The sequence below is a fragment of the Allobosea sp. LjRoot9 genome (assembly GCF_964252745.1).
Lineage (GTDB): Bacteria > Pseudomonadota > Alphaproteobacteria > Rhizobiales > Beijerinckiaceae > Allobosea.
This window is the reverse complement of sequence record NZ_CAXUPC020000001.1, coordinates 1789248-1810665: the sequence shown is the minus strand read 5'-3', so window position 1 is coordinate 1810665 and position 21418 is coordinate 1789248. Positions and strand designations below refer to the sequence as shown.

21 protein-coding genes are annotated in these 21418 nt (G+C 66.0%); 6 read left to right on the top strand and 15 right to left on the bottom strand.

The window, feature by feature from the left end:
* Nucleotides 1-172: 172 nt before the first annotated feature.
* The 9 genes from ACSQ3P_RS08460 to ACSQ3P_RS08420 form a co-directional block, all read right to left on the bottom strand.
* Entirely contained in the window at nt 173-778 is a 606-nt protein-coding gene (locus ACSQ3P_RS08460; RefSeq protein ID WP_436165111.1) for an outer membrane protein, read from the bottom strand.
* A 92-nt stretch (nt 779-870) separates the two neighbouring features.
* The gene (locus ACSQ3P_RS08455) at nt 871-1896 is read right to left on the bottom strand and encodes a DUF2336 domain-containing protein (protein WP_436165110.1); all 1026 of its coding nucleotides are present in this window, start codon (nt 1894-1896) and stop codon (nt 871-873) included.
* A 166-nt stretch (nt 1897-2062) separates the two neighbouring features.
* Nucleotides 2063-3415 (bottom strand): PepSY-associated TM helix domain-containing protein, encoded by a 1353-nt coding sequence (locus tag ACSQ3P_RS08450; protein ID WP_436165109.1) that lies wholly within the window; start codon nt 3413-3415, stop codon nt 2063-2065.
* Nucleotides 3416-3450: 35 nt separating this feature from the next.
* Nucleotides 3451-3825: a hypothetical protein gene (locus ACSQ3P_RS08445; protein WP_436165108.1), complete on the bottom strand. Its 375-nt coding sequence runs from the start codon at nt 3823-3825 to the stop codon at nt 3451-3453.
* A gap of 95 nt (nt 3826-3920) precedes the next feature.
* On the bottom strand, nt 3921-4934 hold the full coding sequence (locus ACSQ3P_RS08440) for a DUF2336 domain-containing protein (protein WP_436165107.1): 1014 nt from the start codon (nt 4932-4934) through the stop codon (nt 3921-3923).
* A gap of 310 nt (nt 4935-5244) precedes the next feature.
* Nucleotides 5245-6444: a UxaA family hydrolase gene (locus ACSQ3P_RS08435; RefSeq protein WP_436165106.1), complete on the bottom strand. Its 1200-nt coding sequence runs from the start codon at nt 6442-6444 to the stop codon at nt 5245-5247.
* Nucleotides 6441-6791: a UxaA family hydrolase gene (locus tag ACSQ3P_RS08430; RefSeq protein WP_436165105.1), complete on the bottom strand. Its 351-nt coding sequence runs from the start codon at nt 6789-6791 to the stop codon at nt 6441-6443. The genes ACSQ3P_RS08435 and ACSQ3P_RS08430 overlap by 4 nt, the downstream gene beginning before the upstream one ends.
* A complete protein-coding gene (locus ACSQ3P_RS08425; protein WP_436165104.1) occupies nt 6791-7438 on the bottom strand; it encodes an RraA family protein in 648 nt (215 codons plus the stop codon). Before ACSQ3P_RS08425 ends, ACSQ3P_RS08430 begins: the two co-directional genes overlap by 1 nt.
* 200 nt (nt 7439-7638) lie before the next feature.
* Entirely contained in the window at nt 7639-8385 is a 747-nt protein-coding gene (locus ACSQ3P_RS08420) for an arginyltransferase (RefSeq protein ID WP_436165103.1), read from the bottom strand.
* Nucleotides 8386-8654: 269 nt separating this feature from the next.
* Here ACSQ3P_RS08420 and ACSQ3P_RS08415 point away from each other — a divergent pair, with 269 nt between their 5' ends.
* The gene (locus ACSQ3P_RS08415) at nt 8655-9485 is read left to right on the top strand and encodes a class I SAM-dependent methyltransferase (protein WP_436165102.1); all 831 of its coding nucleotides are present in this window, start codon (nt 8655-8657) and stop codon (nt 9483-9485) included.
* A gap of 7 nt (nt 9486-9492) precedes the next feature.
* Here ACSQ3P_RS08415 and ACSQ3P_RS08410 read toward each other — a convergent pair whose 3' ends face one another.
* The 4 genes from ACSQ3P_RS08410 to hemB all read right to left on the bottom strand — a co-directional run bounded on the left by ACSQ3P_RS08410 (nt 9493) and on the right by hemB (nt 13881).
* Entirely contained in the window at nt 9493-9966 is a 474-nt protein-coding gene (locus tag ACSQ3P_RS08410) for an RDD family protein (RefSeq protein ID WP_436165101.1), read from the bottom strand.
* A 70-nt stretch (nt 9967-10036) separates the two neighbouring features.
* Complete coding sequence (locus tag ACSQ3P_RS08405; RefSeq protein ID WP_436165100.1) at nt 10037-11299, bottom strand: threonine ammonia-lyase; 1263 nt, start codon at nt 11297-11299, stop codon at nt 10037-10039.
* A gap of 13 nt (nt 11300-11312) precedes the next feature.
* Complete coding sequence (locus ACSQ3P_RS08400; protein ID WP_436165099.1) at nt 11313-12656, bottom strand: branched-chain amino acid ABC transporter permease; 1344 nt, start codon at nt 12654-12656, stop codon at nt 11313-11315.
* Between the two features lie 256 nt (nt 12657-12912).
* A complete protein-coding gene (hemB, locus tag ACSQ3P_RS08395; RefSeq protein WP_436165185.1) occupies nt 12913-13881 on the bottom strand; it encodes a porphobilinogen synthase in 969 nt (322 codons plus the stop codon).
* A gap of 278 nt (nt 13882-14159) precedes the next feature.
* On the opposite strand from hemB, the gene ACSQ3P_RS08390 reads away from it, so the two are divergent.
* The 4 genes from ACSQ3P_RS08390 to ACSQ3P_RS08375 all read left to right on the top strand — a co-directional run bounded on the left by ACSQ3P_RS08390 (nt 14160) and on the right by ACSQ3P_RS08375 (nt 18016).
* Nucleotides 14160-15215 carry an enoyl-CoA hydratase/isomerase family protein gene (locus ACSQ3P_RS08390; RefSeq protein WP_436165098.1) on the top strand — a complete coding sequence of 352 codons (1056 nt, stop codon included), beginning with the start codon at nt 14160-14162 and terminating at the stop codon, nt 15213-15215.
* 2 nt (nt 15216-15217) lie between these two features.
* On the top strand, nt 15218-15661 hold the full coding sequence (locus ACSQ3P_RS08385) for a DUF6163 family protein (protein ID WP_436165097.1): 444 nt from the start codon (nt 15218-15220) through the stop codon (nt 15659-15661).
* A 263-nt stretch (nt 15662-15924) separates the two neighbouring features.
* Nucleotides 15925-16437: a transcriptional regulator LdtR gene (gene ldtR / locus ACSQ3P_RS08380; protein ID WP_103718689.1), complete on the top strand. Its 513-nt coding sequence runs from the start codon at nt 15925-15927 to the stop codon at nt 16435-16437.
* A 337-nt stretch (nt 16438-16774) separates the two neighbouring features.
* Complete coding sequence (locus ACSQ3P_RS08375; protein WP_436165096.1) at nt 16775-18016, top strand: L,D-transpeptidase family protein; 1242 nt, start codon at nt 16775-16777, stop codon at nt 18014-18016.
* Between the two features lie 226 nt (nt 18017-18242).
* Here ACSQ3P_RS08375 and nhaA read toward each other — a convergent pair whose 3' ends face one another.
* Both nhaA and ACSQ3P_RS08365 read right to left on the bottom strand, forming a co-directional pair.
* The gene (nhaA, locus tag ACSQ3P_RS08370; RefSeq protein ID WP_436165095.1) at nt 18243-19442 is read right to left on the bottom strand and encodes a Na+/H+ antiporter NhaA; all 1200 of its coding nucleotides are present in this window, start codon (nt 19440-19442) and stop codon (nt 18243-18245) included.
* Between the two features lie 136 nt (nt 19443-19578).
* Nucleotides 19579-20835 carry an MFS transporter gene (locus ACSQ3P_RS08365; protein ID WP_436165094.1) on the bottom strand — a complete coding sequence of 419 codons (1257 nt, stop codon included), beginning with the start codon at nt 20833-20835 and terminating at the stop codon, nt 19579-19581.
* 69 nt (nt 20836-20904) lie between these two features.
* Between ACSQ3P_RS08365 and ACSQ3P_RS08360 the strand changes: the two genes are divergently transcribed.
* Nucleotides 20905-21360 (top strand): helix-turn-helix domain-containing protein, encoded by a 456-nt coding sequence (locus ACSQ3P_RS08360; RefSeq protein ID WP_436165093.1) that lies wholly within the window; start codon nt 20905-20907, stop codon nt 21358-21360.
* Nucleotides 21361-21418 lie beyond the last annotated feature (58 nt).

Below are 21418 nucleotides of genomic sequence, written 5' to 3'. Positions count from 1 at the left end.
GCACGGCGCCCCCTCATCCGTCAGCGCTTCGCGCTGCCACCTTCTCCCGCCGGGGGAGAAGGGAAGAGGCGTCGCGCCTGCTCGATACGGCAGGAAAGCCCATATTTATCAAAATATTGAAGCCGAACGCTGATTCAAATCACAAGCGACTTGAATCAGATCGGCAACGCCTTCAGCGGATCGCCTGCCCGACGACGCCGACTTCGAGCCCCAGCGTCAGATTGTTCGTCACCGCCCATTCGGCACCGACATAGGCCTCGGGCCTGAGCGCGATATCCGAGCGCGAGAACGGGGCTGACCAGGGCGAGCCTCCGAAGCGCAGCGTCTCGTTGGCGGCCGACATGCCGACCTTGGTGTAGAGCAGGACGTCGGGCGTCGCGAGCACGCCGGCCTTGATCTGGAAGGCGCCGGCGAAGTCGCGGGTATAGGCGACATTGCCGAAGCTCGGCGTGGCGTAGCCGCCGATCGCGGGCATGTATTGCAGCGCGCCGACGATGCCGTAGACGAAATTGCCCTCGCGACGCATCGTCCCGGCCTCGAGCCCGAAGGTCGGGCCGGCCGAGGTGCCCAGCCGCTTCGAGCTCGTCACCTGGAAACCGCTGGAGATGCGGGCATAGTTGCCTTCCCACTTCACGCCGCCGGGCGCGAGCGTCGGCTCCGACCAGGCGAAGGAGGGCAGGGCGTCGAAAGTGCTGAAGGGCAGGAAGACCTGCGCCTGGGCGCTCGCCGCGCTTAAGGCGACCGCGCATAACGCGCCGGAGAGAAGCGAACATCTCACGTCGAAGGCATCCTCGCGACCAACCGTGGAACACCTAGCAGAAAGGGGGGCGATTGTCGCGGTTTTGTGGCGGGTCGCCTGCCGGCCGCGGTTCAGGCTAGTTTCAGCCTGAGCTTGAGGAAGCGCAGCGTGCGCTCTGCCGTCGCCGAATCGAGCTTCATATAGCTCTTCAGATCGTCTTCGGCGGCCTTCCTGGCGAAGATCAGGCGCAGCGCGCGCAGGGTCAGGATCGCCTCAAAAGCGGGTGCACCGACGTTCAGGGCGCGGCACAGCACCGCGATGCCGCTGACGTCGCGCTGCATCAGGATGCGCAGCGCCTGCTCGATGCTGATCTCGCCGGCCTGCGCGAAGACCTGCGCCAGGTGATAGGCGCGATCCTCCTCGGCGAGCATGATGACGACATCGTCGAGCGCGCGCTTGTTGGCGGCGAGATCGACCAGCAGCAGCTTCACCTCCAGCCGATGCTGGCGCGCCTGGCGCGCGAGCGTCACGGCCTCGTCATTGGGCTTGGACCAGAGCCCGTTCTCGTCGCTGAGCTCCTCGACGATGCGCATCACGCGGCTGGCCCGGCTCGGGCTCAAATTGGAGCGTGTCGAGAGGGCGAGGCCAATTCCGGCATCGCCGGCGCCGCGCTCGATCAGGCGTTCGAAGCCCTTGTCGGAGAGGTTGGCGCCCTCATTGCCGCTGACGGTCTCGAGCACGACCCGGTCGCCGCGTTCGACCAGGATGTCGGTCACGCTCTCCGACAACCGGGTGCGTTCGGCGATGGCGGCGAGGTGGCGCTGCGACTGGCTGACGGCGATGGCGGCAAGATCGGCGTCGGTCAGCACCGGCGAGAGCTTCAGCACGAGGCGCGCGACCTCGCTGTCGGGGTCGCCGGCCAGCGAGGTCGCAACCTCGCGTGGCAGGCTCTCCATTTCCGCGACCTGCTCGGCATAGTGCTTGCGGCCGTCGCTTTCGAGGCGAGGCAGCGTGTGCAGCGCGATCTGGCCGTAATGCTCCTTGGCGATCTCAGTCGGCTCGTCGTCGAGCAAAAAGAGGTCCGTGACGGCGTTCAGCAGTTGCCGGCGCGAATCCGACGACATGTCGGCCGGCATCTGGGTCAGGAAACGCAGCATCGGATCCTCGGGACGATTGACGTTTTGGCAAAATGCCGCGCCAGCACTTGCTTTACTCTTAAGCGGACCGCTCGTTTCGCGAGTACCGCTGTGAAATCGATGAGTTTTTCGTGTGCTTGCCAAGCTCTTCTCGCGAAAACATCGCGAGAAGAGCGAAAATGCAACCTTAGGTAGAGGATCTTCTTGAAAGCAGACGGTCGAGGAGCAGCATGGCGATCAGCGATGCGCCGACGAGCGGGAAGATCGCGCCGCCGATCGCCAGGATGGCGAAGACGCCGTAGAGCGTACCCGACCGGGCCGGCAGCGGCGGCACGCCGAGGCGCCCGGTTGGGCGCCGCTTCCACCACATCACGCCGGCCGAGACCGAGAGCAGGATGATCGCGACGCAGGCCGCGAGCATCAGGAGCTGGTTCGCCAGCCCGAATTCCTGGCCCATATGGACATTGATGCCCCATTCCAGAGCCTTGCCGAACGGGCCGTAATTGGCATAGCCCATATCGATCAACGGCTCGCCGCTATACTGGTCGAGATGGACCACGCGCTGGCGCGACAGGTCGTTGGGATAGACCGAGCCGGTGTAGACGCCCTTGGGGCCGGAGGGCAGGTTCACGGCATATCCGGGTGCGAGGCGAAGCGCCTCGAAGCGCGCGATGGCGTCGTCGAGGCCGATCGCCTGTCCGGGATTTGGGCTCGATACCGGCATCTTCGCCTGTTCGAGCGACCAGGCGGTCGGGCCATGCTGATGCAGGTGATCGTCCGACATCGGCACCGCGACGCGCACGCCGGCCGGATAGCCGAAATTGCTGCCATTGGCCCATTGATTGACCTTGGCGCCCCAGAGCACCGACCAGGGCATGCCTGAGGTCGCGAGAAAGACGATGAAGACCCCGGCGAAGATGCCGGTGACGGCGTGGAGATCGCGCCAGAACACGCGCTGGCGCGGCTGTCCCCGCACCGTGACCACTCCTCCTCCGCCCCTGCGCGGCCACCACAGATAGATGCCGGTCGCGACCAGCAGGATCGACCAGCCGCCGACCACCTCGATCACGCCATTCGCGACCGGCCCGAAATAGGCCAGGCTGTGCAGCTGCCGCACCACCCACATCACGGTCCCCCGGTCACTGAGCGTGCCGAGCACGCGGGCGTCGTAGGGGTCGACATAGACGACCTGTCGCGCTCCGGCCGCATCGCGGATGGTGACCTCGGCCGAGGCGGACGAGGATTCAGGGGGAACGTATTTGACGGCTCGGCCGGGAACGCTCGCTACGGCCTGGGCGACGATCTCGCTCGGCTTTCGAGGCGCCTCCGCGCGCCGCTCGACCTGCTTCAGATCGCGATGGATCAGCCTGTCGAGATCATGGTGGAACAGGTAGAGCCCGCCCGTCACGGCGAGCAGGATGAGGAAGGGGAGCGTCATCAGCCCGGCATAGAAATGCCAGCGCCAGACGGAGCGATAGAAGGATGCAGCACGGTCGGCGGCGCGCACGGGCGCCGCCTCCGCCGTGGAAACGGTGGTCATGGAAGGGGTCCTGAGCTCAAGAAGAACGGGCGGGTTCAGCTCAGGGCGGGTGGGGCGCGTGCGCCCAGGGGGTAGAGGAGCGCCGCGCGCAACGGTGCGTTCTGGCGGCGCTCTGCCGTTTCCACTGCAGCGAAGCGGTTGATGCGTGCGGGCAGGGCGATGGCAGCGGGCGCAGGCAGTGCGCCCGCGATCGAGGCGCAGCCCATGACGCAGCAATCTGGCGTCGGAGCCGGGGTGCCCGGAATCTCTTGCGTGACCGTGGAGCCTGGCGTGCAGAGAACATGCGTCAGCGTGTTGGCAGGCGAGGCGGCAAGACCCGCCCCGATCGCATAGAGCACGCCTTGCAGGATGAGCGCATAGGCCAGGACCAGCGCAACCGCGCCGCGTCCCAGCCTGATCCTGTCGATCATCCCGCCCATACCCACCGGCTAAGGCGGGTCATCCCTTTGGTCAATCGCCAATCCAGGCAACCACCTGCGCAGTGAGACAGGCGCTTGAACGAACCTTACGGTCGGCGCCGGCTATCGGTTTGAATCTCGATCGTCTTGCTCGTCCCGTCCCCCGAGAGCTTGGCCTTCATGCGGGTGAAGCGCATGCCACGCTCGGCGGCGGCCGAGTCGATCTGGGCGTAGTGACGCAGATCGTCCTCGATGCGCTTGTTGGCGAACATCAAGCGCCGCGCCCGCAGCGCCAGGATCGCCGCAAAGGCGGGGTAGCCGACATCCAGTGCACGGCAGGCCAGGGCAATGCCGTTGGTATCCCGGCGCAACAGGGTTCGAAGCGCATGCTCGACCGCGATCTCCGCCTCCCGAGCAATGACCTGGGCGAGATGATAGGCGCGATCTTCCTCCGCGAGCATAAGCAGCACGTCGTCCAGCAGGCGCGTCTTTTCTGCCAGATCCGTCAGGAGGCCGGTCACCTCGAGCCGCTGCTGGCGAGCCTGCTGCGCGATGGCGCCGGCCTCGTCCTTCGCATCGGCATTGCCGCCGTCTTCACTGCCGAGCTCCGCGAGAATGCGCATCACGCGCTCGGCGCGCTCCTGCGTGAGATCCGAGCGGACCGCGACCGTCCGGTTAATCTCCGGCTCCTCGCGGCCGCGCTCCAGCAGGTGGTCGAAACCGTTGTCGGAGAATTGCGCGCCTTCATTGCCGCCGACCGTCTTCAGCACGCCGTTGTCGCCGCGCTTGACCAGGATATCGGTCACCTTTTCAGACAGGCGCGCGCGTTCGGCGATCGCCGTGAGGTGGTCCTGCGACTGGTTCAGGGCGATGGCTGCGAGGTCGCGATCGGTCAGGACCGGCGAAAGCCGCAGGACGAGGCGCGCGACATCGCTTTCGGGGTCGCCGGCCAGGGCATTGGCGACGCTGCGCGGCAGGTTCGGTTCCGCCGCGACCTCGTCCGCATAGGTCTGGCGTGCTCGCCTGTCGATGTGTCCCAGCGACGAGAGTGCGATCTCGCCATAGTGGTACTTCGACGTCACCGTCGGGTCAGGATCGTAGAAAAACAGCTTCGTGACCACGTGGAGCAGCCGACGGCGCGACTCCGACGAGGTTTCACTAGCGAGTTTGTACAAGGAGTCCAGCATGACGCCCCCAAGCCGTTACCAGAGCATGCCAAGCTTGCGCGAAGCTTGCCTCATTGTGGCTCAAGGCGCCCGCCGCGCAACAATTGCCCCATATTGGCGTGAACAAAACCTGTCGCCGCGGCGCCAGAGCGCTTTCGAGCGAAGTGGACGCCGGTTCGCGTGAAGAAAATGCGTTAAAATAAAAGGCCGGAGCAATGTCCGATCCAGCCGGATCGGACATTGCTCCGGCGAGGGGCGGTCGCTGTCAGCCGGCCGGCAGGCAGGACGGGCCCAGGGGCTCGAAGCTCTTATAGGTCAGGATGAATTCCTGATGTCCGAGCTCCTCCGACTTGGTCCGCGCACCCTGGCCCAATGAGACCACGAGGTCGCGGATTTCGGTGCCGACCTGATCGAGCCCGGCGCGCCCCTCGAGGATGCGGCCGGCATCGACATCCATGTCGTCCTGCATGCGCCGATAGGTCTCGGGATTGGCGCAGATTTTCACGACGGGCGAAATCGCCGAGCCGACGACCGAGCCGCGCCCCGTCACGAACAGCACGCAATGCGCGCCGCAGGCGATCAGCTCCGCGATCTCGGCATTGTCGTTGATGTTGGGGAAGCCGAAGCGAACCTCGCCATCGGGTACGACATCGAGCAGATAGAGTCCGCCGCGCGGCGGGATGTCGCCGGGCTTGAGCAGGCCGGAAATGGCTGATGCCCCCGACTTGGCATAGGCGCCCATCGATTTCTCCTCGATGGTCGAGAGCCCGCCCTCGGCATTGCCGGCGGCGAAGGAGCCATAGCCCAGCGTGGCGTAGTAGCGCGCCGCCTTGGCGACGGACTGCTCCAGAATCCGGCCGAGCTCGGGCGTGATCGCGCGCGCCGCCATGATGTGCTCACAGCCGATCAATTCGCCGGTTTCTTCAAAAATGCAGGCAGCGCCCTCGGTGATGAGCTGATCGAAGGCGCGCCCCGCCGCCGGGTTTCCGGTGATGCCGGAGGTGCCGTCGGAGCCGCCGCAAACCGTGCCGATAATGAGCTCGGAGACCGCCATCGGCACGGTCTCCTGCCGGTCGAGCACGGCGCGCTGCGTCTCGACCCAGACACGCCCCTCCTTGATCGAGGCGCGGGTGCCGCCGGTGCCCTGGATGATGATCGTCTTCACCGGTCGGCCCGAGGCCGCGACGACGCGCTCCAGCGCATATTTGTTGAAGCTCTCGCAGCCGAGCGAGACCATCAGCACCGCCCCGACATTGGGGTGGGTGCAGAGCCGCTCCATCATCTTTTCGGCATAGGCATTGGGATAGCAGCCGGGAAAGCCGATGACGTGGACGTCGTTCTCGCGCCAGGGCAGGGCGATCTCACGGGCGACATGGTGGGCGCATTCGACGAGATAGGCGACCGCGACGGTGTTGCGGATGCCCTTGCGCCCGTCTGAGCGCAGATAGCCGGCAAGCTCGGTCATGCGTTCATCCCCGTCTTGCGTTCGTCTTCCTTGCGCTCGTCTTCCAGATGATAGGTCGGCGTGTAGTCGCTCTTGATGTTCTGGACATGGACATGGCAACCCGCCGCGATCGCGACCGTGGCGACGCCGATCGGCGCGCCGTATTTCAGGATCTTCTCGCCAGGCGCGATCGCCCGCCGCGCGATCTTGTGGGCGAGCGGGATGTCGCGGTCGAGGGCTGCCTTGCCCGCGCCGGTCTCGATCGCCTCGCCAGCGGCCAGCCGCATCCGTGCGACGAAGACGTTGTCGCGCGGGTCGAGCAGGATCAGGCGCGGATCATGCGCGCTCATCGGAACTGGCGCGCTCATCAGAACTTGCCGAACTGCAGATAAGCGGCTTGCGGGTCGGTGCCGGCCAGGATCGCGGTGCGGACCTTGTTCTCGGTCGAGATCGCGGCTTCGGACTTGTCCAGAACCTCCTCGATCACCTCGATGGGAATCCGCACCACGCCGTCGCGGTCGCCGAGGATATAGTCGCCCGGCCGGATCCAGACGGCGCCGATCTTGATCGGTTCGTCGATCGTCTTGGGCAGCCAGAAACCGACGATGTCGCGTGGCGTATAGGCCTTGAAATAGGCCTGGAAGCCCATCTCGATCATGAATTCGGTGTCGCGCGAGAGGCCGTCGATGACGCAGCCGCGCACGCCCTTGTTCTTCAGCGTCTCGGCCGAGAGCTCGCCCATCAGCGCAACCTCCTCGGTGTTGGGCTGGCAGACCCAGACATGGCCGGGCCTGGCGGCCGAGAGCAGGCCGGTCCAGCCGAGCAGGGTCTCATGCGCGTCGAACTCGCCGGTCTTGCCTTCGACGGTGAAGGCGGGCCCAGCCAGCTTGGTTCCGGGCAGGAGCGGGCGCAGTTCCGGCGGCAGAGTGAAATCGGTCAGCCCCATGGCGCGCATCACGTCATGGATGATGCCGGTGTAGCAGCGCTCGAGCCGCAGGGTCAGGTCTTCGCTCATGGTTCCTCCACGCTGGTCTCTGCATGCGACGAATGCGTCGCCCGGACCGGTTGGGGTCAGAGTGCGGGCAGGGCAGGGCTGCCGCAAGCGCGTTTTTCGCGCGGCCCGAATGCGTTTCAATCGGTTTAATTAGGATTAGGGCTATTTATTTTGACGCGTTTTCTTCACGCGAACCGGTATCCACTTCGCTCGAAAACGCTCTAGCCGACGCGTTCCCAGCCCAAGGGAGACAGGCGTTCCTGAGGCAGGAAGCGGGCCTTGTAGGCCATCTTGGGCGAGCCCTCGACCCAATAGCCGAGATAGACATAGGGCAGGCCGAGCTTGCGAGCCCGCTCGATATGGTCGAGCACCATGTAGGTGCCGAGCGAACGCGCCTCCAGATTGGGGTCGAACACCGAATAGACCATCGAGAGCCCGTCGCTCAGTGTGTCGGTCAGCGCCATCGCGAAGAGATCGCCCTGGCCGCGGCCGGTGAAGCCGCTATCGGGGCCGCGCCGACGGTACTCGATCAGCGATGTCTCGACATGGCTGTCCTCGACCATCATCGCGAAGTCGAGCGCCGACATCGTCGCCATGCCGCCCTCGGGGTGGCGTTCGTCGAGATAGGAGCGGAACAGCGAATAATGCTCGGAGCGCGGCTGCGGCGGCAGCACCTGGCCGACCAGGTCGCTGTTGCGCGAGGCCACCTTGCGGAAGCCGCGCGACGGGCGGAAGTCGTCGACGCAGACCCGCACCGAGACGCAGGCCCGGCAGGTCTCGCAGGCCGGCCGATAGGCGATGCTCTGCGAGCGCCGGAAGCCACCCTGGCTCAGCACGTCGTTGAGGTCGCGCGCACGCGCGCCCACGAGATGCGTGAACACCTTGCGCTCCTCGCGCCCCGGCAAATAGGGGCACGTGGTCGGCGACGTCAGGTAAAATTGCGGGGCATCCCGCAACGGGCGCGTCACGTCTCGAACCTTCGAACCTGCTGCTGCTTGCAAACTCTAGATCATGTTCCCGCTGTGTGGAAATGGGAACGTCGGGTGAACAGGTGTGGCCCGGCCGGGCCGTTTGGCCAGGTGTGGGGCATTTTCGCTCAAAGTTTGGGCGGCGCCTCGATTCGAGGCCGATCGGAGGCCGTCTGCGCGCGACTCGCGTCGCGGTTGCGTCTTGCCCGGCAGGGGGCCATTTTCGTGCCCGGCCTCATGCAGGCTGCCCTGACCGCGAGGTGATCGCGATGACAATCGAGAAAGTCTCGCTGACCGAGGAAAAGGAAACCCTCCTCATCACGCTCTATAGCAAGGCCGGAGAGAGCCTTCTGCCGGATTCCCTGCTGCAGGACCGCTTCGCCGCCGAGGCCGTCAGCAAGATCGATTATGACTTCGCGAAGCTGAAGATCGACCGCGACCTGATGATCGGCGTGGCGATGCGCGCTCATATCCTCGACGGCTGGACCCGCGATTTCATCGCGCGCCATCCCGCTGCGACCGTGCTGCATCTCGGTTGCGGGCTGGACAGCCGGATCTTCCGGATCGATCCGCCGCCGGGCATCCGCTGGTTCGATGTCGATTATCCCGAGGTCGTCGCATTGCGCCGGCGCCTCTATCCGGAGCGCGAAGGCTACAGCCTGATCGGCGCCTCGGTGACGGACCCGGCCTGGCTCGGCGAGGTGCCGGCGGAACGCCCCGCGCTGATCCTCGCCGAGGGGCTTCTGCCCTATATCGCCGAGGATGAGGTGCCGCGTCTGCTCCGCAGGCTGACGGAGCATGTCGCGAGCGGCGAACTCGCCTTCGACGGCTATAGCTGGCTTGGCCTCTGGTTCATCGGGAACCAGCCTTCGGTCCGAGTGACCGGCGCGACGCTGCATTGGGCGCTCGACGATCCGCGCGAGCTCGAGGCGCAGGTTCCGCGCCTGAAGCTGATGACCGAATTGATGGCCTATGATCCAGACGGCTACGATCCGCAGCAGCTCGCCAGGATGTCATGGCCGGCACGCCTGGCGGTGAGCGTCTTCACCGCGCTTGCGCCCCTGGCGACACTAGGTCGGCTCCTGCGATACCGTTTCTGAGGCACGCTCAGCCGCGCACGACGACTAGCCCCGTCAGCAGGTCATGCCCGAAGCGCCGGTCAGCGCGCACGAAGCCACAGCCGATATCGAGCAGCCACAACGCGACCGTTCCGGCCGCGACATAGAACAGCAGCGCATGCACCGCCGCGGCCACTCCATCGGGCCGCCCGCCATTGGCGGTCTCGACCTTGAGCCCCGCCATGCGCATGCCCCAGGTCGCCTGGCGTGAGCCGCCGATCGTCAGCGCGGCATAGCCGAGCGCGGTTGCGACGGTCGCGATCGGGATCAGGAGCCAGGTCGCGCCGAAGGTGACGATGCCCAGGATCCCGAGCAGCACGATGATCAGCCAGCCCAAGAAGAACAGGATGATGATATCGCCGATCCAGGCGAAGAGCCGCGAACTCAGCACGCCGCTGACGTCCTGGAACGGACGCGGATCGATCGGCGTGATCGGGGATTGGCCGTAGCGCGGGTCGCTCATCGAAAGGGTCGTCCTGCTCCGGGCGCGGGGGAAAACCGAAAAAAGCCGCGCCGTTGCCCACAATGTTTGATCAGCGTCCTGGTTCCGCAAGACCACGCGGCAAAACCCGATGCGGCGCGAAGCCGTTGGCGCGCAGCATCGCTTCGATCGCCTGTGAATGCGCGGCTCCGCGCGTCTCCACGGTGACGTCGAGGCTCACGCCTTTGGCGGGCACGTCGAGGAAGAGCCGGCCATGGCTGACCTCCAGGATATTGGCGCCCTGATCGCCGAGCAGGCTCGCGACCTTGCCGAGCAGGCCCGGCCTATCGCTGGTGGTGAGGCGGAAGGCGACGATGCGGTCCTCGCGCTCCAATTCGCGCACCATGATCGCCGCCAGCAGCCGGGTGTCGATATTGCCGCCGCAGAGCACGAGCCCGACCTTGCGGCCGGCATAGCGCTGCGGCTCCTTCAGCATGGCGGCGAGGCCAGCTGCGCCCGCACCTTCAGCCAGCGTATGCTGGAGGCAGGCATAGGCGTTGACGGCGCGCTCGATCAGATCCTCGCCGACCAGGACGATGTCGGAAACCAGGCTGGAGACGATCGGCAGCGTCTGCACGCCCACCGTCTTGACCGCGATGCCCTCGGCCAGTGTCGCGCCGCCGATCGCCAGATCCTCGGCATTCACGGCGTTGTAGAAGGAGGGGTAGAGCGCCGCTTCCACACCGATCAGTTCGATCTCGGGCTTGAGAGCCTTGGCGGCCACCGCATTGCCCGCCATCAGCCCGCCGCCGCCGAGCGGGATGATCAGCACGTCGAGATCGGGGTCGTCGTCGAGCATCTCCTGGGCGATCGTGCCCTGGCCTGCCATCACCGCGGGGTCGTCATAGGGGTGGACGAAGACGAGACCCTCGGCATTGGCCAGTTCGCGCGCCTTTTGCGCGGATTCGTAGAGCGTCTCGCCGTAGAGCACGACGCGCGCGCCATGCGAGCGCGTGTTCTCGACCTTCACTAGGGGCGTCGTCTCGGGCATCACGATCGTCGCCGGGATGCCGAAGCGGCGCGCATGATAGGCCACTGCCTGGGCGTGGTTGCCGGCCGACATGGCAATGACGCCGCGCGCGGTCTCGTCTTCGTCGAGGCTGAGCAGCTTGTTGACCGCGCCGCGCTCCTTGAAGGAGGCTGTCGCCTGCATGTTCTCGTGCTTGACCAGGATGGTTGCGCCGGTGAGCTCGGAGAGGCGCGGCGCCGGCACCAGCGGCGTGCGCAGGACATGCCCTTCGATGCGCCTTGCCGCCGCCTCGATATCCTCGGGCGTGATCGCGAAGGGCTCGTTCGGCTTTGCCTGCAGGGTCATGCGCGTGCTCCGTTCAGACATGTCGTGGCGCCAGCGCGCCTTCGCCGAAAAAGCCGCCGGGACGCAGGATCAGCACGACGGCGAGCAGGGCGTAGACGGCTATGTCGCGTTGTTCGAGCGGCATGGTCGAGGACCAGACCACCTCGAAGATCGCGATGCAAATTCCACCGAGCGCCGCGCCCGCGACGGAGCCGATGCCGCCGAGGATGGCCGCGACCAGCGCCTTCAGTCCCAGGGTGAAACCGCCGGCAAAACCCATGCCGCCATAGACGGCGGTCACGGTCACACCGGCGATGCCGCAGGCGGCGCAGGCCAGGATCAACGCCTTGTCGTGGACGGCGCGCGCGTCGACCCCGAACAGGGCGGCCGTGCGGGCGTCATCCGAGACCGCCCGCCAGGCCCGGCCATAGGCCGAGAGCCTGATCAGCAGCACGAGGCCAAGCGCGCTCGCCAGGCCGATCACGCCCAGGACGAGGCCCAGCGGCGTCATCGTGACGATGAAGCCGCCCGCTTTGGCCAGCGACCAGGGTTCGTTGAAGACTGGCGGCAGCCAGCGCAGTTCCGGCCCTTGTGCGAGCCGCAGATATTCCGACAGTGCAATGGCGAGGCCGATCGTGGCGATCAGCATCTGCTGGCCCGTGGCGCGCGCGAGCGGGCGCAGGATGAAGCGCCCCATGGCGAAGCCATGAAAGGCGCAGACGGCGATCGCGACCGCAAAGGCGATGGCGAGCCCGGAGGCCGGCGTCGACAATGACAGCGAGAGGATCAGTGCGACGCCGACCACGCTCGCCAATGCGCCCAGCGCCGCGAACTCGCCGAAGCTCAGGATGATGCGCCCGGTCAGTCCGTAGATCAGCGCATAGGCCGAAGCGAGGAGCGTGTAGATCGCGGCCGAGGGCAGGGCGCTCAGGCCCTGCTGCAGGCCATAGGCCAAAGCGGGTGCGATCTCCGGCAGATCCTCCTTGCGCGGCGCTCCGGGGTCGATCGGCGGCTCGGCGCGGTCCTCGAGATAGAAGCGCCGCAGCAGATAGAAGCTGGCGTCGCTCATCGGCCGGCCGTCAGAGGCGATGCCGATCAAGGCGCCGCGCCGGAGGCCCGCTCCTTCGCCGGCGAAGAGACAGTCGATGCTGCGGCGCCGCGCGGTGCCGCTCCGGGTCTGAGCCCGGTAGAGGATGCGCAGCGCGTTGGCGCGTGGGCCCGCGGCAGTCCCGTCGATCGCGATCTCCGTGCCAGGCGGGTTCAGCGGCGGGATCGCCTCGCGGCAGAGGCGCTGCTGGTCGGTGTCGAAGCTCTCGCTGCAGCCAGCGAGGGCCAGCAGAATCGGGGCGAGCAGAATCGGCAGGAGGAAAGGACGCATGTCGCGCCACGCTAGAGCGTTTTCAAGCGAAGTGGAAACCGGTTCCCTCGCGACAAACGCGAAGCGTTTGCGCCGAGAAAACGCATCAAAACAAAGGCCTAGAGCAGGCCAGCTGCCGGTGTCATCCCGCACGCGTTGCGGCACGCAGTGCTGCTGCGCAGATGCGGGACCGCGAAGGCGCTCTGTTTGGGTGACGGTCCCGTGTCTGCATCGCGGCACTTCGCGCCGCAATGCGCACGGGATGACACCCCCAGCCTTACGCGCCGGCCTTCAGCATCTCCGCCACCCGCGGCGCGAAATAGGTCAGCACCCCGTCGGCCCCTGCGCGCTTAAAGGCCGTCAGGCTCTCCAGCATCGCCTTGTCCCCGTCGAGCCAGCCATTCAGGGAGGCGGCCATGATCATCGCGTACTCGCCCGACACCTGATAGGCGAAGGTCGGCACGCGGAAATGGTCCTTCACCCGCGCGATGATGTCGAGATAGGGCAGGCCCGGCTTGATCATCACCATGTCGGCGCCTTCTTCGAGATCGAGCGCGACCTCGGCGATCGCCTCGTCGGAATTGGCCGGGTCCATCTGATAGGTGCGCTTGTCGCCGATCAATGTGGCGTTGGTGCCGATCGCGTCGCGGAACGGCCCGTAATAGGCCGAGGCGTATTTGGCCGCATAGGCCATGATCTGCACCTCCTCATGGCCGGAGGCGTCGAGCGCGGCGCGGATCGCGGCGACGCGTCCGTCCATCATGTCAGAGGGCGCGATCACATCGGCGCCGGCATCGGCCAGGGCCAGCGCCTGCTGTGTCAGGATGTGGACGCTGGCGTCGTTCAGGATCCTCTCGCCCTCCATCACGCCGTCATGGCCATGGGAGGTGTAGGGGTCGAGCGCCGCATCGCAGATGATGCCGATCTGCGGCACCTCGGCCTTGATCGCGCGCACGGCGCGGCACATCAGATTGCGCGTGTTCAGCGCCTCGGTCGCGGTCGCGTCGCGCAGGCTCTTCTCGACGAAGGGGAAGGGCGCGATCGCGGGAATGCCGAGGCTTGCCGCGTGAGCGGCCTGGCGCACCGCCTCCTCGATGTTGAGTCGGTCGACACCCGGCATCCAGGCGATCGCGCTGCGCGCCTGCGACGAATCGATCAGGAACAGCGGCCAGATCAGGTCGTTGGTGGTCAGCACGGTTTCGCGCACCAGCCGGCGCGACCAATCCGCCTTGCGGTTGCGCCGCATGCGCCGCGTCAGCCCAAGCGAGTCGGCTCTTTGCGCGGACGCCTCGTCCTGCCGCGCCTGCGGGGCGGGAAACGGCTGCACAACCCGAAATGCCATGGAAATTCTCTCCGCCCCGCCGAGCGCGGGATGTTCTGTTTCACCCGACTTTAGCACATCGGAACGGTTCCAAAACAGGGCCGTGGTCGCAAGGCCAGGATGCGTCGGGCGCGGCTGCGCGTTGACAAGCCCGCCCGGCACAGCCCAGAACCGCCGCGAAACGCGCAAGGGATGACTGCCGCATGCCGCAGGACGCCGAGATCATCTGCGAGGTGCGCGGCGCAGCTGGCGTCGTCGTCCTCAATCGCCCCAAGGCGCTGAACGCGCTGAGCCTTGGCATGGTGCGCAAGCTTGCTCGTGCGCTCGATGCCTGGGAGCGCGATCCGCAGGTGACGCGCGTCGTGGTGACGAGCGTCAGCGAGAAGGCCTTCTCCGCCGGCGGCGATATCCGGCATCTGCACGACCTCGGCCGTGAAGGGCGTCATGCCGAGATGCTGACCTTCTGGCGCGAGGAGTACATCCTCAACGCCCGCATCAAGAGCTATCCCAAGCCCTATGTCTCCCTGATCGACGGCATCGTCATGGGTGGTGGTGTCGGCATCTCGCTGCATGGCAGCCACCGCATCGCCGGCGAACGCTATCTCTTCGCCATGCCGGAGGTCGGCATCGGCTTCTTCCCCGATGTCGGGGCGACCTATGCGCTGCCACGGCTGCCAGGCGCGAGCGGCATCTATCTGGCGCTGACGGGCGATCGCGTCGGCGCGGCCGATGCGCTGGCGCTCGGCCTCGCCACCCACGCCGTGCCGAGCGCAGGGATGGCCGAACTGGCGGATGCGCTGACGAAGCCTGGCGCGCTCGATGAGATCCTCGCCGGCTTCGCCGCCGATCCGGGGCCGGCCAAGCTCGCTGCTGACCGGGCGATCATCGCCGACTGCTTCGGCGCCCCGGATCTTGCTGCGATCCGCGCGAAGCTGACTGCTGCCGCTGCGGGCGGCAGCGCCTTCGCTGCCAAGGTCCAGCAGACGCTCGCCACCAAATCGCCGACCAGCATCGCGCTCGCCTTCGAGCAGATGCGGCGCGGGACCGCTCTCGATTTCGCCCAGGCGATGCAGACCGAGTTCCGCATCGTCTCGCGGATCGTGCGCGGCCATGACTTCTATGAAGGCGTGCGCGCGGTCGTGGTCGACAAGGACCATGCGCCGGTCTGGGAGCCGGCTTCGCTGGAGGCGGTCTCGCCGTCCGCGATCGAGGCCTATTTCGCGCCGCTCGGCGCGGACGAACTTGCACTGGAATCCTGAGGATGGGTCTGGGCGGCGATGGCGAGCCGATGCTCGGCGCGCAAGCGACGTCGGTGGCGGGCGTGCGCGCCCGGCCTACGCGCTGGCGCCTCGTGCTCGTCTGGCTCCTGCGCCTGCTCTCGGTGGCCTGGATGGCCAAGGGGTTGCTCGCCTGGGCCGTGATCTTCGGCGTGGGCATCGAGGAGATGCCGTTCGAGGCGAGGCTGCTCAGCTTCCAGGCGATCATCGTCTATTTCGCGGTGATCGACCTCGTCGCCGCCGTCGGCCTCTGGCTGACCAGCACATGGGGCGGCGTGCTCTGGCTGCTGGCGGCGATCAGCCATCTCCTGCTCGGCTTCTTCTTCCCGCGGCTATTGCCGATGACGACGCCGATGATCAGCACCTATGTCGCGCTGGTCCTGGCCTATTTCCTGGCGACCTGGCTCGCCGAGAACGAGAATTCCTGAGCCGCTTTGATCCTGCATCGGCTTGCCCGAAAACCGGTTCCCACTTTTCGGGCCGATGCCTGGCCAACGGATCGACTCCGTCGAGTCATGGTAACAAACGCTTTAGCTTAAGCGTTTCTGGCTTCACTTTGGATTCACCGAAACGGCTAAATCTCTGATTCATCCTGATATTTAAACTCGTTTTCATTCGTGCCGCCTATGGTGTTCTTCAGAAGCGGACCGGGAGAAAAATCTCGGCCGATAGACAACAGGCGAGATATACCATGAAAGCGAGCGTAAAGACTGCGGCTGTTGCCGCGGCCGGCGATGTTGATCTCAAGGTGAAGCCTCTCTACCTTGAGTCCCTCACCCTAGTGGAGCGGCTGCATCGCCGCCTGCTCGACGTCATCAAGGATGAGTTCGAGCGCCGCAACCGTGATGACGTCAACAGCGTCCAGGCACTGCTGCTCTACAATATCGGCGATGCCGAGCTGAGCGCCAGCGAACTCAGGACGCGCGGCTACTATCTTGGCTCGAACGTCTCCTACAACGTCAAGAAGCTGGTCGAGCTGGGCTATCTGCACCATGCCCGCTCGCGGATCGACCGGCGCTCGGTCCGGATCAGCCTCACCGAGAAGGGCACGGAAGTGCACAATCTCGTGAAGGGCGTCTACGACAAGCATGTTCAGACGGTCGAGCAGATCGGCGGCATCGCCTCGGACGACTTCGAGCGCATGAACAACGCGCTGCTCCGGCTGGAGCGCTTCTGGACCGACCAGATTCGCTACAAGCTCTGAAAATTGCGGCCGAGCGGCCCTTTATGGGCCGTTTCCGCGCCTGATCGCCTCGATCGCTCCGGCTTCGATCGAGCCGGAGCCGCCCAAGCGCAGGCCGGTCTGTTGCGTCCGATCTGTTGCGCGGGGGGCACAGCGTTCGATCCTCTTCGCCGAATACTGGTCATGCATGGCGCGGAATGTGGCCATGCCCTAAAAATGCCTCGCTCATCACAAGACGTTAACCGTGGTAAGGGAGCGTAGTTCATAGAACCGGCGCTCGCCGATGGCGGGCGGCTTCTGTGCTGCGCTTGCGCTGTGTCCAGGGTTGATCCGGGCCGTGATGAGGATGAGGGATACGATGTCGAATTTGAGCCTGACCCGCCGCGAGACCGTGCTCGCGTTGCTTTCGGGCGCTGCGACGACCGCAGCCTTGCCAGCCTTCGCCCAGCAGGCGGAATGGCGTCAGAGCTATGATTCCGGGGCGCGCAACGCGGTCGCCCGTTCCCATACCCCGATGCTCTCGCCGGAATCGCTGCAGGCGACTGAAGCTGCGATCGTCGCCTATCGCGATCTCGCGTCCCGCGGCGGCTGGCCGATGCTCCAGCTCGGCGACAAGATGAGCGTCGGCTCGAGCGGTCCCGGCGTCGTCGCGCTGCGGCAGCGCCTGGTGATCACCGGCGATCTCGACGCCAATGCCGGCACCAGCAACGTCTACGACTCCTATGTCGAGGCCGGCGTGCGCAACTTCCAGTCGCGGGTCGGCCTTTCCACCACCGGCGCCATCAGCCGCGCCACGGTGGCGGCGCTCAACGTGCCGATCGACCGGCGCATCCGCCAGCTCGAGACCAATGTGGTCCGGCTGCGCACCTGGTCGGGCAATCTCGGCAACCGCTATGTCGTGGCCAATATCCCGGCCGCGCTGGTCGAGACGGTCGAGAACGGCGTCGTCGCGACGCGCCATGCTGCCGGTGTCGGCAAGATCGACCGGCAGTCGCCGCTGCTGCAGACCAAGATCCCCGAGGTCAATTTCAACCCGACCTGGACCGTGCCGGCTTCGATCATCCGTAAGGACCTGATCCCGAAGATGCGCAAGGAGCCAGGTTATCTGGCCGAGAACAAGATCCGCATCATCGGCCCCAACGGCGAGATCCAGCCCTCGCAGGTCAACTGGAACTCCGACGAGGCGACGCGCTACACCTTCCGGCAGGACCCCGGCGGCGACTTCAATTCGCTCGGCGTCGTCCGCATCAATATTCCAAGCCCCTACGGCGTCTATATGCATGACACGCCGGCGAAAGGCATCTTCGGCGACGATTTCCGCTTCGTCTCATCCGGCTGCATGCGCGTCCAGAACGTGCGCGACTATGTCGCCTGGCTGCTCAAGGACACCCCCGGCTGGGATCGCGCCAAGATCGATCAGGTGATCCAGTCCGGCGAGCGCATCAATGCGCGCATCAGCACCCCGGTGCCGTGCTACTGGGTCTATGTCACCGCCTGGGCGACGCCCGATGGCGGTGTGCAGTTCCGCGACGACATCTACAACAAGGACGGTCTCGCACCGGCCCCGGTGGCGCAGCTTAGCGGCGACAAGGACATCTGAGGTCACAGCGCCTGAGAGATCGCCTTTCCTGATCTGAAAAGCCCCGGACCGAACAGTCCGGGGCTTCTTTGTTTGGAATTCCTGGCGCGCTGCTGTGCGTAGCGCAGCGGAATAGTGGAGTGACCTAGAGAAATTTCCTATCAAACTGGATCGGTAAATTGCTCTAGGCCTTTGTTTTAACGCGTATTATTTTCGCGATCCGGTATCCACTTCGCTCGAAAACGCTCTAGATGTTTGCCTTACGCTGCCCTGCCAGCTTGAGCACGAAGGCTCCCGCCAGCGCCGAGATGACCGAGCCGAGCAGCACGCCGATCTTGGTGGCGTCGCCGAGTTCGGGATTGCCGGGGAAGGCCAGCGCCCCGATGAACAGGCTCATGGTGAAGCCGATGCCGCAGAGCAGGGCGACGCCGTAGAGCTGCACGAAATTCGCCTTGGCCGGCAGCGCGCCGAGCCCGGCTTTCACGGCCGCCCAGGCGAAGCCGAAGACGCCGATCTGCTTGCCGAGGAACAGGCCGAGAGCGATGCCCAGCGGCACTGGCGCCAGCGCGCTCGCCGGCGTCATCCCCGTGAAAGAGACGCCGGCATTGGCGAAGCCGAAGATCGGCACAATCAGATAGGACACCCAAGGGTGCAGGCCGTGCTCGAGCATGTGCAGCGGCGAATGTTCGGGCTCGTCGCTGTCGGAGCCGTCACCGATCGGGATGGTGAGCGCCAGGGCGACGCCGGCCAGCGTGGCATGGATGCCCGATTTCAGCACGAAGAACCAGAGCAGGGCGCCGATGGCAAGATAGACCGGCAGGCGCGTCACGTTCAGGCGGTTGAGGACGATGAGCCCGGCGATGCACAGAGCCGCCAGCCCCAGCATCGGCAGCGACAGGTCGCTGGTATAGAACAGCGCGATGATCGCGACCGCGCCGAGATCGTCGAGGATCGCCAGCGCCGTCAGGAATATCTTGAGCGAGACCGGCACGCGCGGGCCGAGCAGGGCCAGGACGCCGAGCGCAAAGGCGATGTCGGTCGCGGCGGGAATGGCCCAGCCGCGCATCGCGACCGCATCGCCGCGCGTCAAAGCGAGATAGATCAGAGCCGGGACGACCATGCCGCCCAGCGCCGCGATGCCGGGCAGGGCCCTGCGCGACCAGGAGGAGAGCTGCCCCTCCAGGAATTCGCGCTTGATCTCCAGCCCGACGAGCAGGAAGAACACGGCCATCAGCGCGTCATTGACCCAGTGCAGCACGCTCAAGCCCCCGACATAGGCGGAGAGCACGCCGAAATAAGCCGGCGCGGCCGGGGAGTTCGCGATGACGAGGGCAAGCGCCGCCACCACCATCAGCAGGACACCGCCTGCCGCTTCGCTCGCGAGAAAGGCGCTCAGCGGGGAGCGCCGGGCGGGCGCGGAAGAGCTGTGGGCTGTATCCGGGGTCACGATCTGGCGGCTCCTCAACTGCGGCGTCCGCCTTTCTGAAGGGTGCGCGCGCTCATGTCACCCCGCCCCGCAGTTGGATAGCGCCTCCACCACGGCACAGGCTCACCGCATGCCGGCCGAGCCTCGACCCCGCTCCTCATGGCAATGATGAGCGCGGCGAGACCGGTATCTGCTGCAATGTGACAGCCGATCGCAGGCGCAGCCAGCTTAGCCCTCCTGCCGCTCCAGCTGTGATCGCCATTGCCAGGAGGAGCGAGGCGGCTCCGTGGAAGAGCCCGTCAAAGCCGTAGCGCGCGATCAGCGGCGTGCTCAGGAGCGGCGAACAGAACTGGCCGATGAAGACGGAGGCGGTCAGCAGCCCGCCTGCCAGCCCTCTGCGCCGGAGCGGCGCGAGACCCAGCGCCAGCGCGATGAAGCAGGGCGAGACCAGAGCATAGCCTGCGCCGATCGCCGCGGTTGCCGCGAAGGAGGAGGCTGTCGTGGCAAAGGGTAGCAGCAGGAAGCCGAGCGCCATCGCGGCGTAGCCCATGGCGAAAATGCCGACATGGCCGATCGTGCGCTGGATCCGCGGGTAGAGCAGCGCAAAACTGCCGCCCGACAGCATCAGGACGCCCAGCGCCGCGCCGGTCATGGCCGCGCTGTTATAGCCTCGCTCCTCCAGGAAGAACGACAATTGGGTCGGCATGATGAAGAAGATCATGTTGGTCAGCGCCTGCAAGAGAACCAGCAAGGCGAGGCGCGCGCGCCAGGGCGGGTGCCCTGCGGCGCTGTCCGCCAGCTTGGCCGCGAGAGATTGCGCTGATCGGGGCGGATCGGCGATCGCGATCCACATCAGCGGCAGGAAGGCGGCGGCGAGGCCATGGATGGCGAAAGGCAGGCGCGGCGAGAGCGTCGCGACCCAGCCCGCAAGCGAGATGAAGATCAGGCCGCCGAAATTGCGCGCCGAAATCTGCAGGCACGTCAGGGCGTTGCGGTCCTTTCCCGTGAAATAGTCTCCGACCAGGGCGGTTTGCGCCGTCATGATCATGGCGACCGCGATGCCGAGCACGAGGCGGCTGGCGAAGATCGTCGGGAGATCGGGCAGGACGAGGCCGGCGCAGCCGGCGATTACGAACAGGATCGTGCCGGAGAGCAGCATCGCGCGCCGTCCGAACCGGTCGGCCACCAGCCCGGCGAGCGGTGCGCAGAGGGCGACGCTGAGCGCTGGCGCCGGCACCAGCAGCCGCGTCAGCATCGCGGCGTTCGGATCGCCCGAGAACAGCCGCTCGAGCCCGGGCAGGGCCGGGCTGATCGTGGCATTGGCCATCGTGGTGAGCGATGCCGCCATCAGCAGCGCAACAGTGCGCCGGTCCCGCCATATCGGGTTCGACGGCGTGGCTCGAAAATCCTGCATGGCTTTTTCCTCTTGCTGAAATCCAGCGTTCGGGAGAGTCTACAAGTTCAAGTCAACTTGAGGTCAAGCATGCCGATTCTGGATATCGGGGAGGTGGCCCAACGCTCGGGCGTGCCGGCCTCGACGCTGCGCTATTACGAGGAGATCGGGCTGATCGGTTCGCTCGGACGGCGTGGGTTGCGCCGGCAATTCGATGCCGACGTGCTCCTCAGGTTGTCGCTCATCGGCCTTGGCAAGGCGGCGGGCTTCTCGCTGGTCGAGATCGCGGGCATGTTCGGACAGAACGGCCGTCCCGATCTCCCCCGGGCTCGGTTTCATGCAAAGGCAGACGAATTGCAGCGCCAGATCGCCGATCTCAGCGCCCTGCGCGACATGCTGCGCCATATCGCCGATTGCCCTGCGCCGACGCATCTGGAGTGCCCGACCTTCCGTGGGCTCCTGAAGTCGGCCTCGCGGGGGACGCTGGTCTATCACCCTTCCCTTGGGGAGGTCGGGAAAGGGCTGAAGCCGTCGCGGCGGCGCTGACCTCCCAGGGCGAGCAGCGATTGGCCATCCTTTTAGCCGCACCATCTATCGCTTGGAC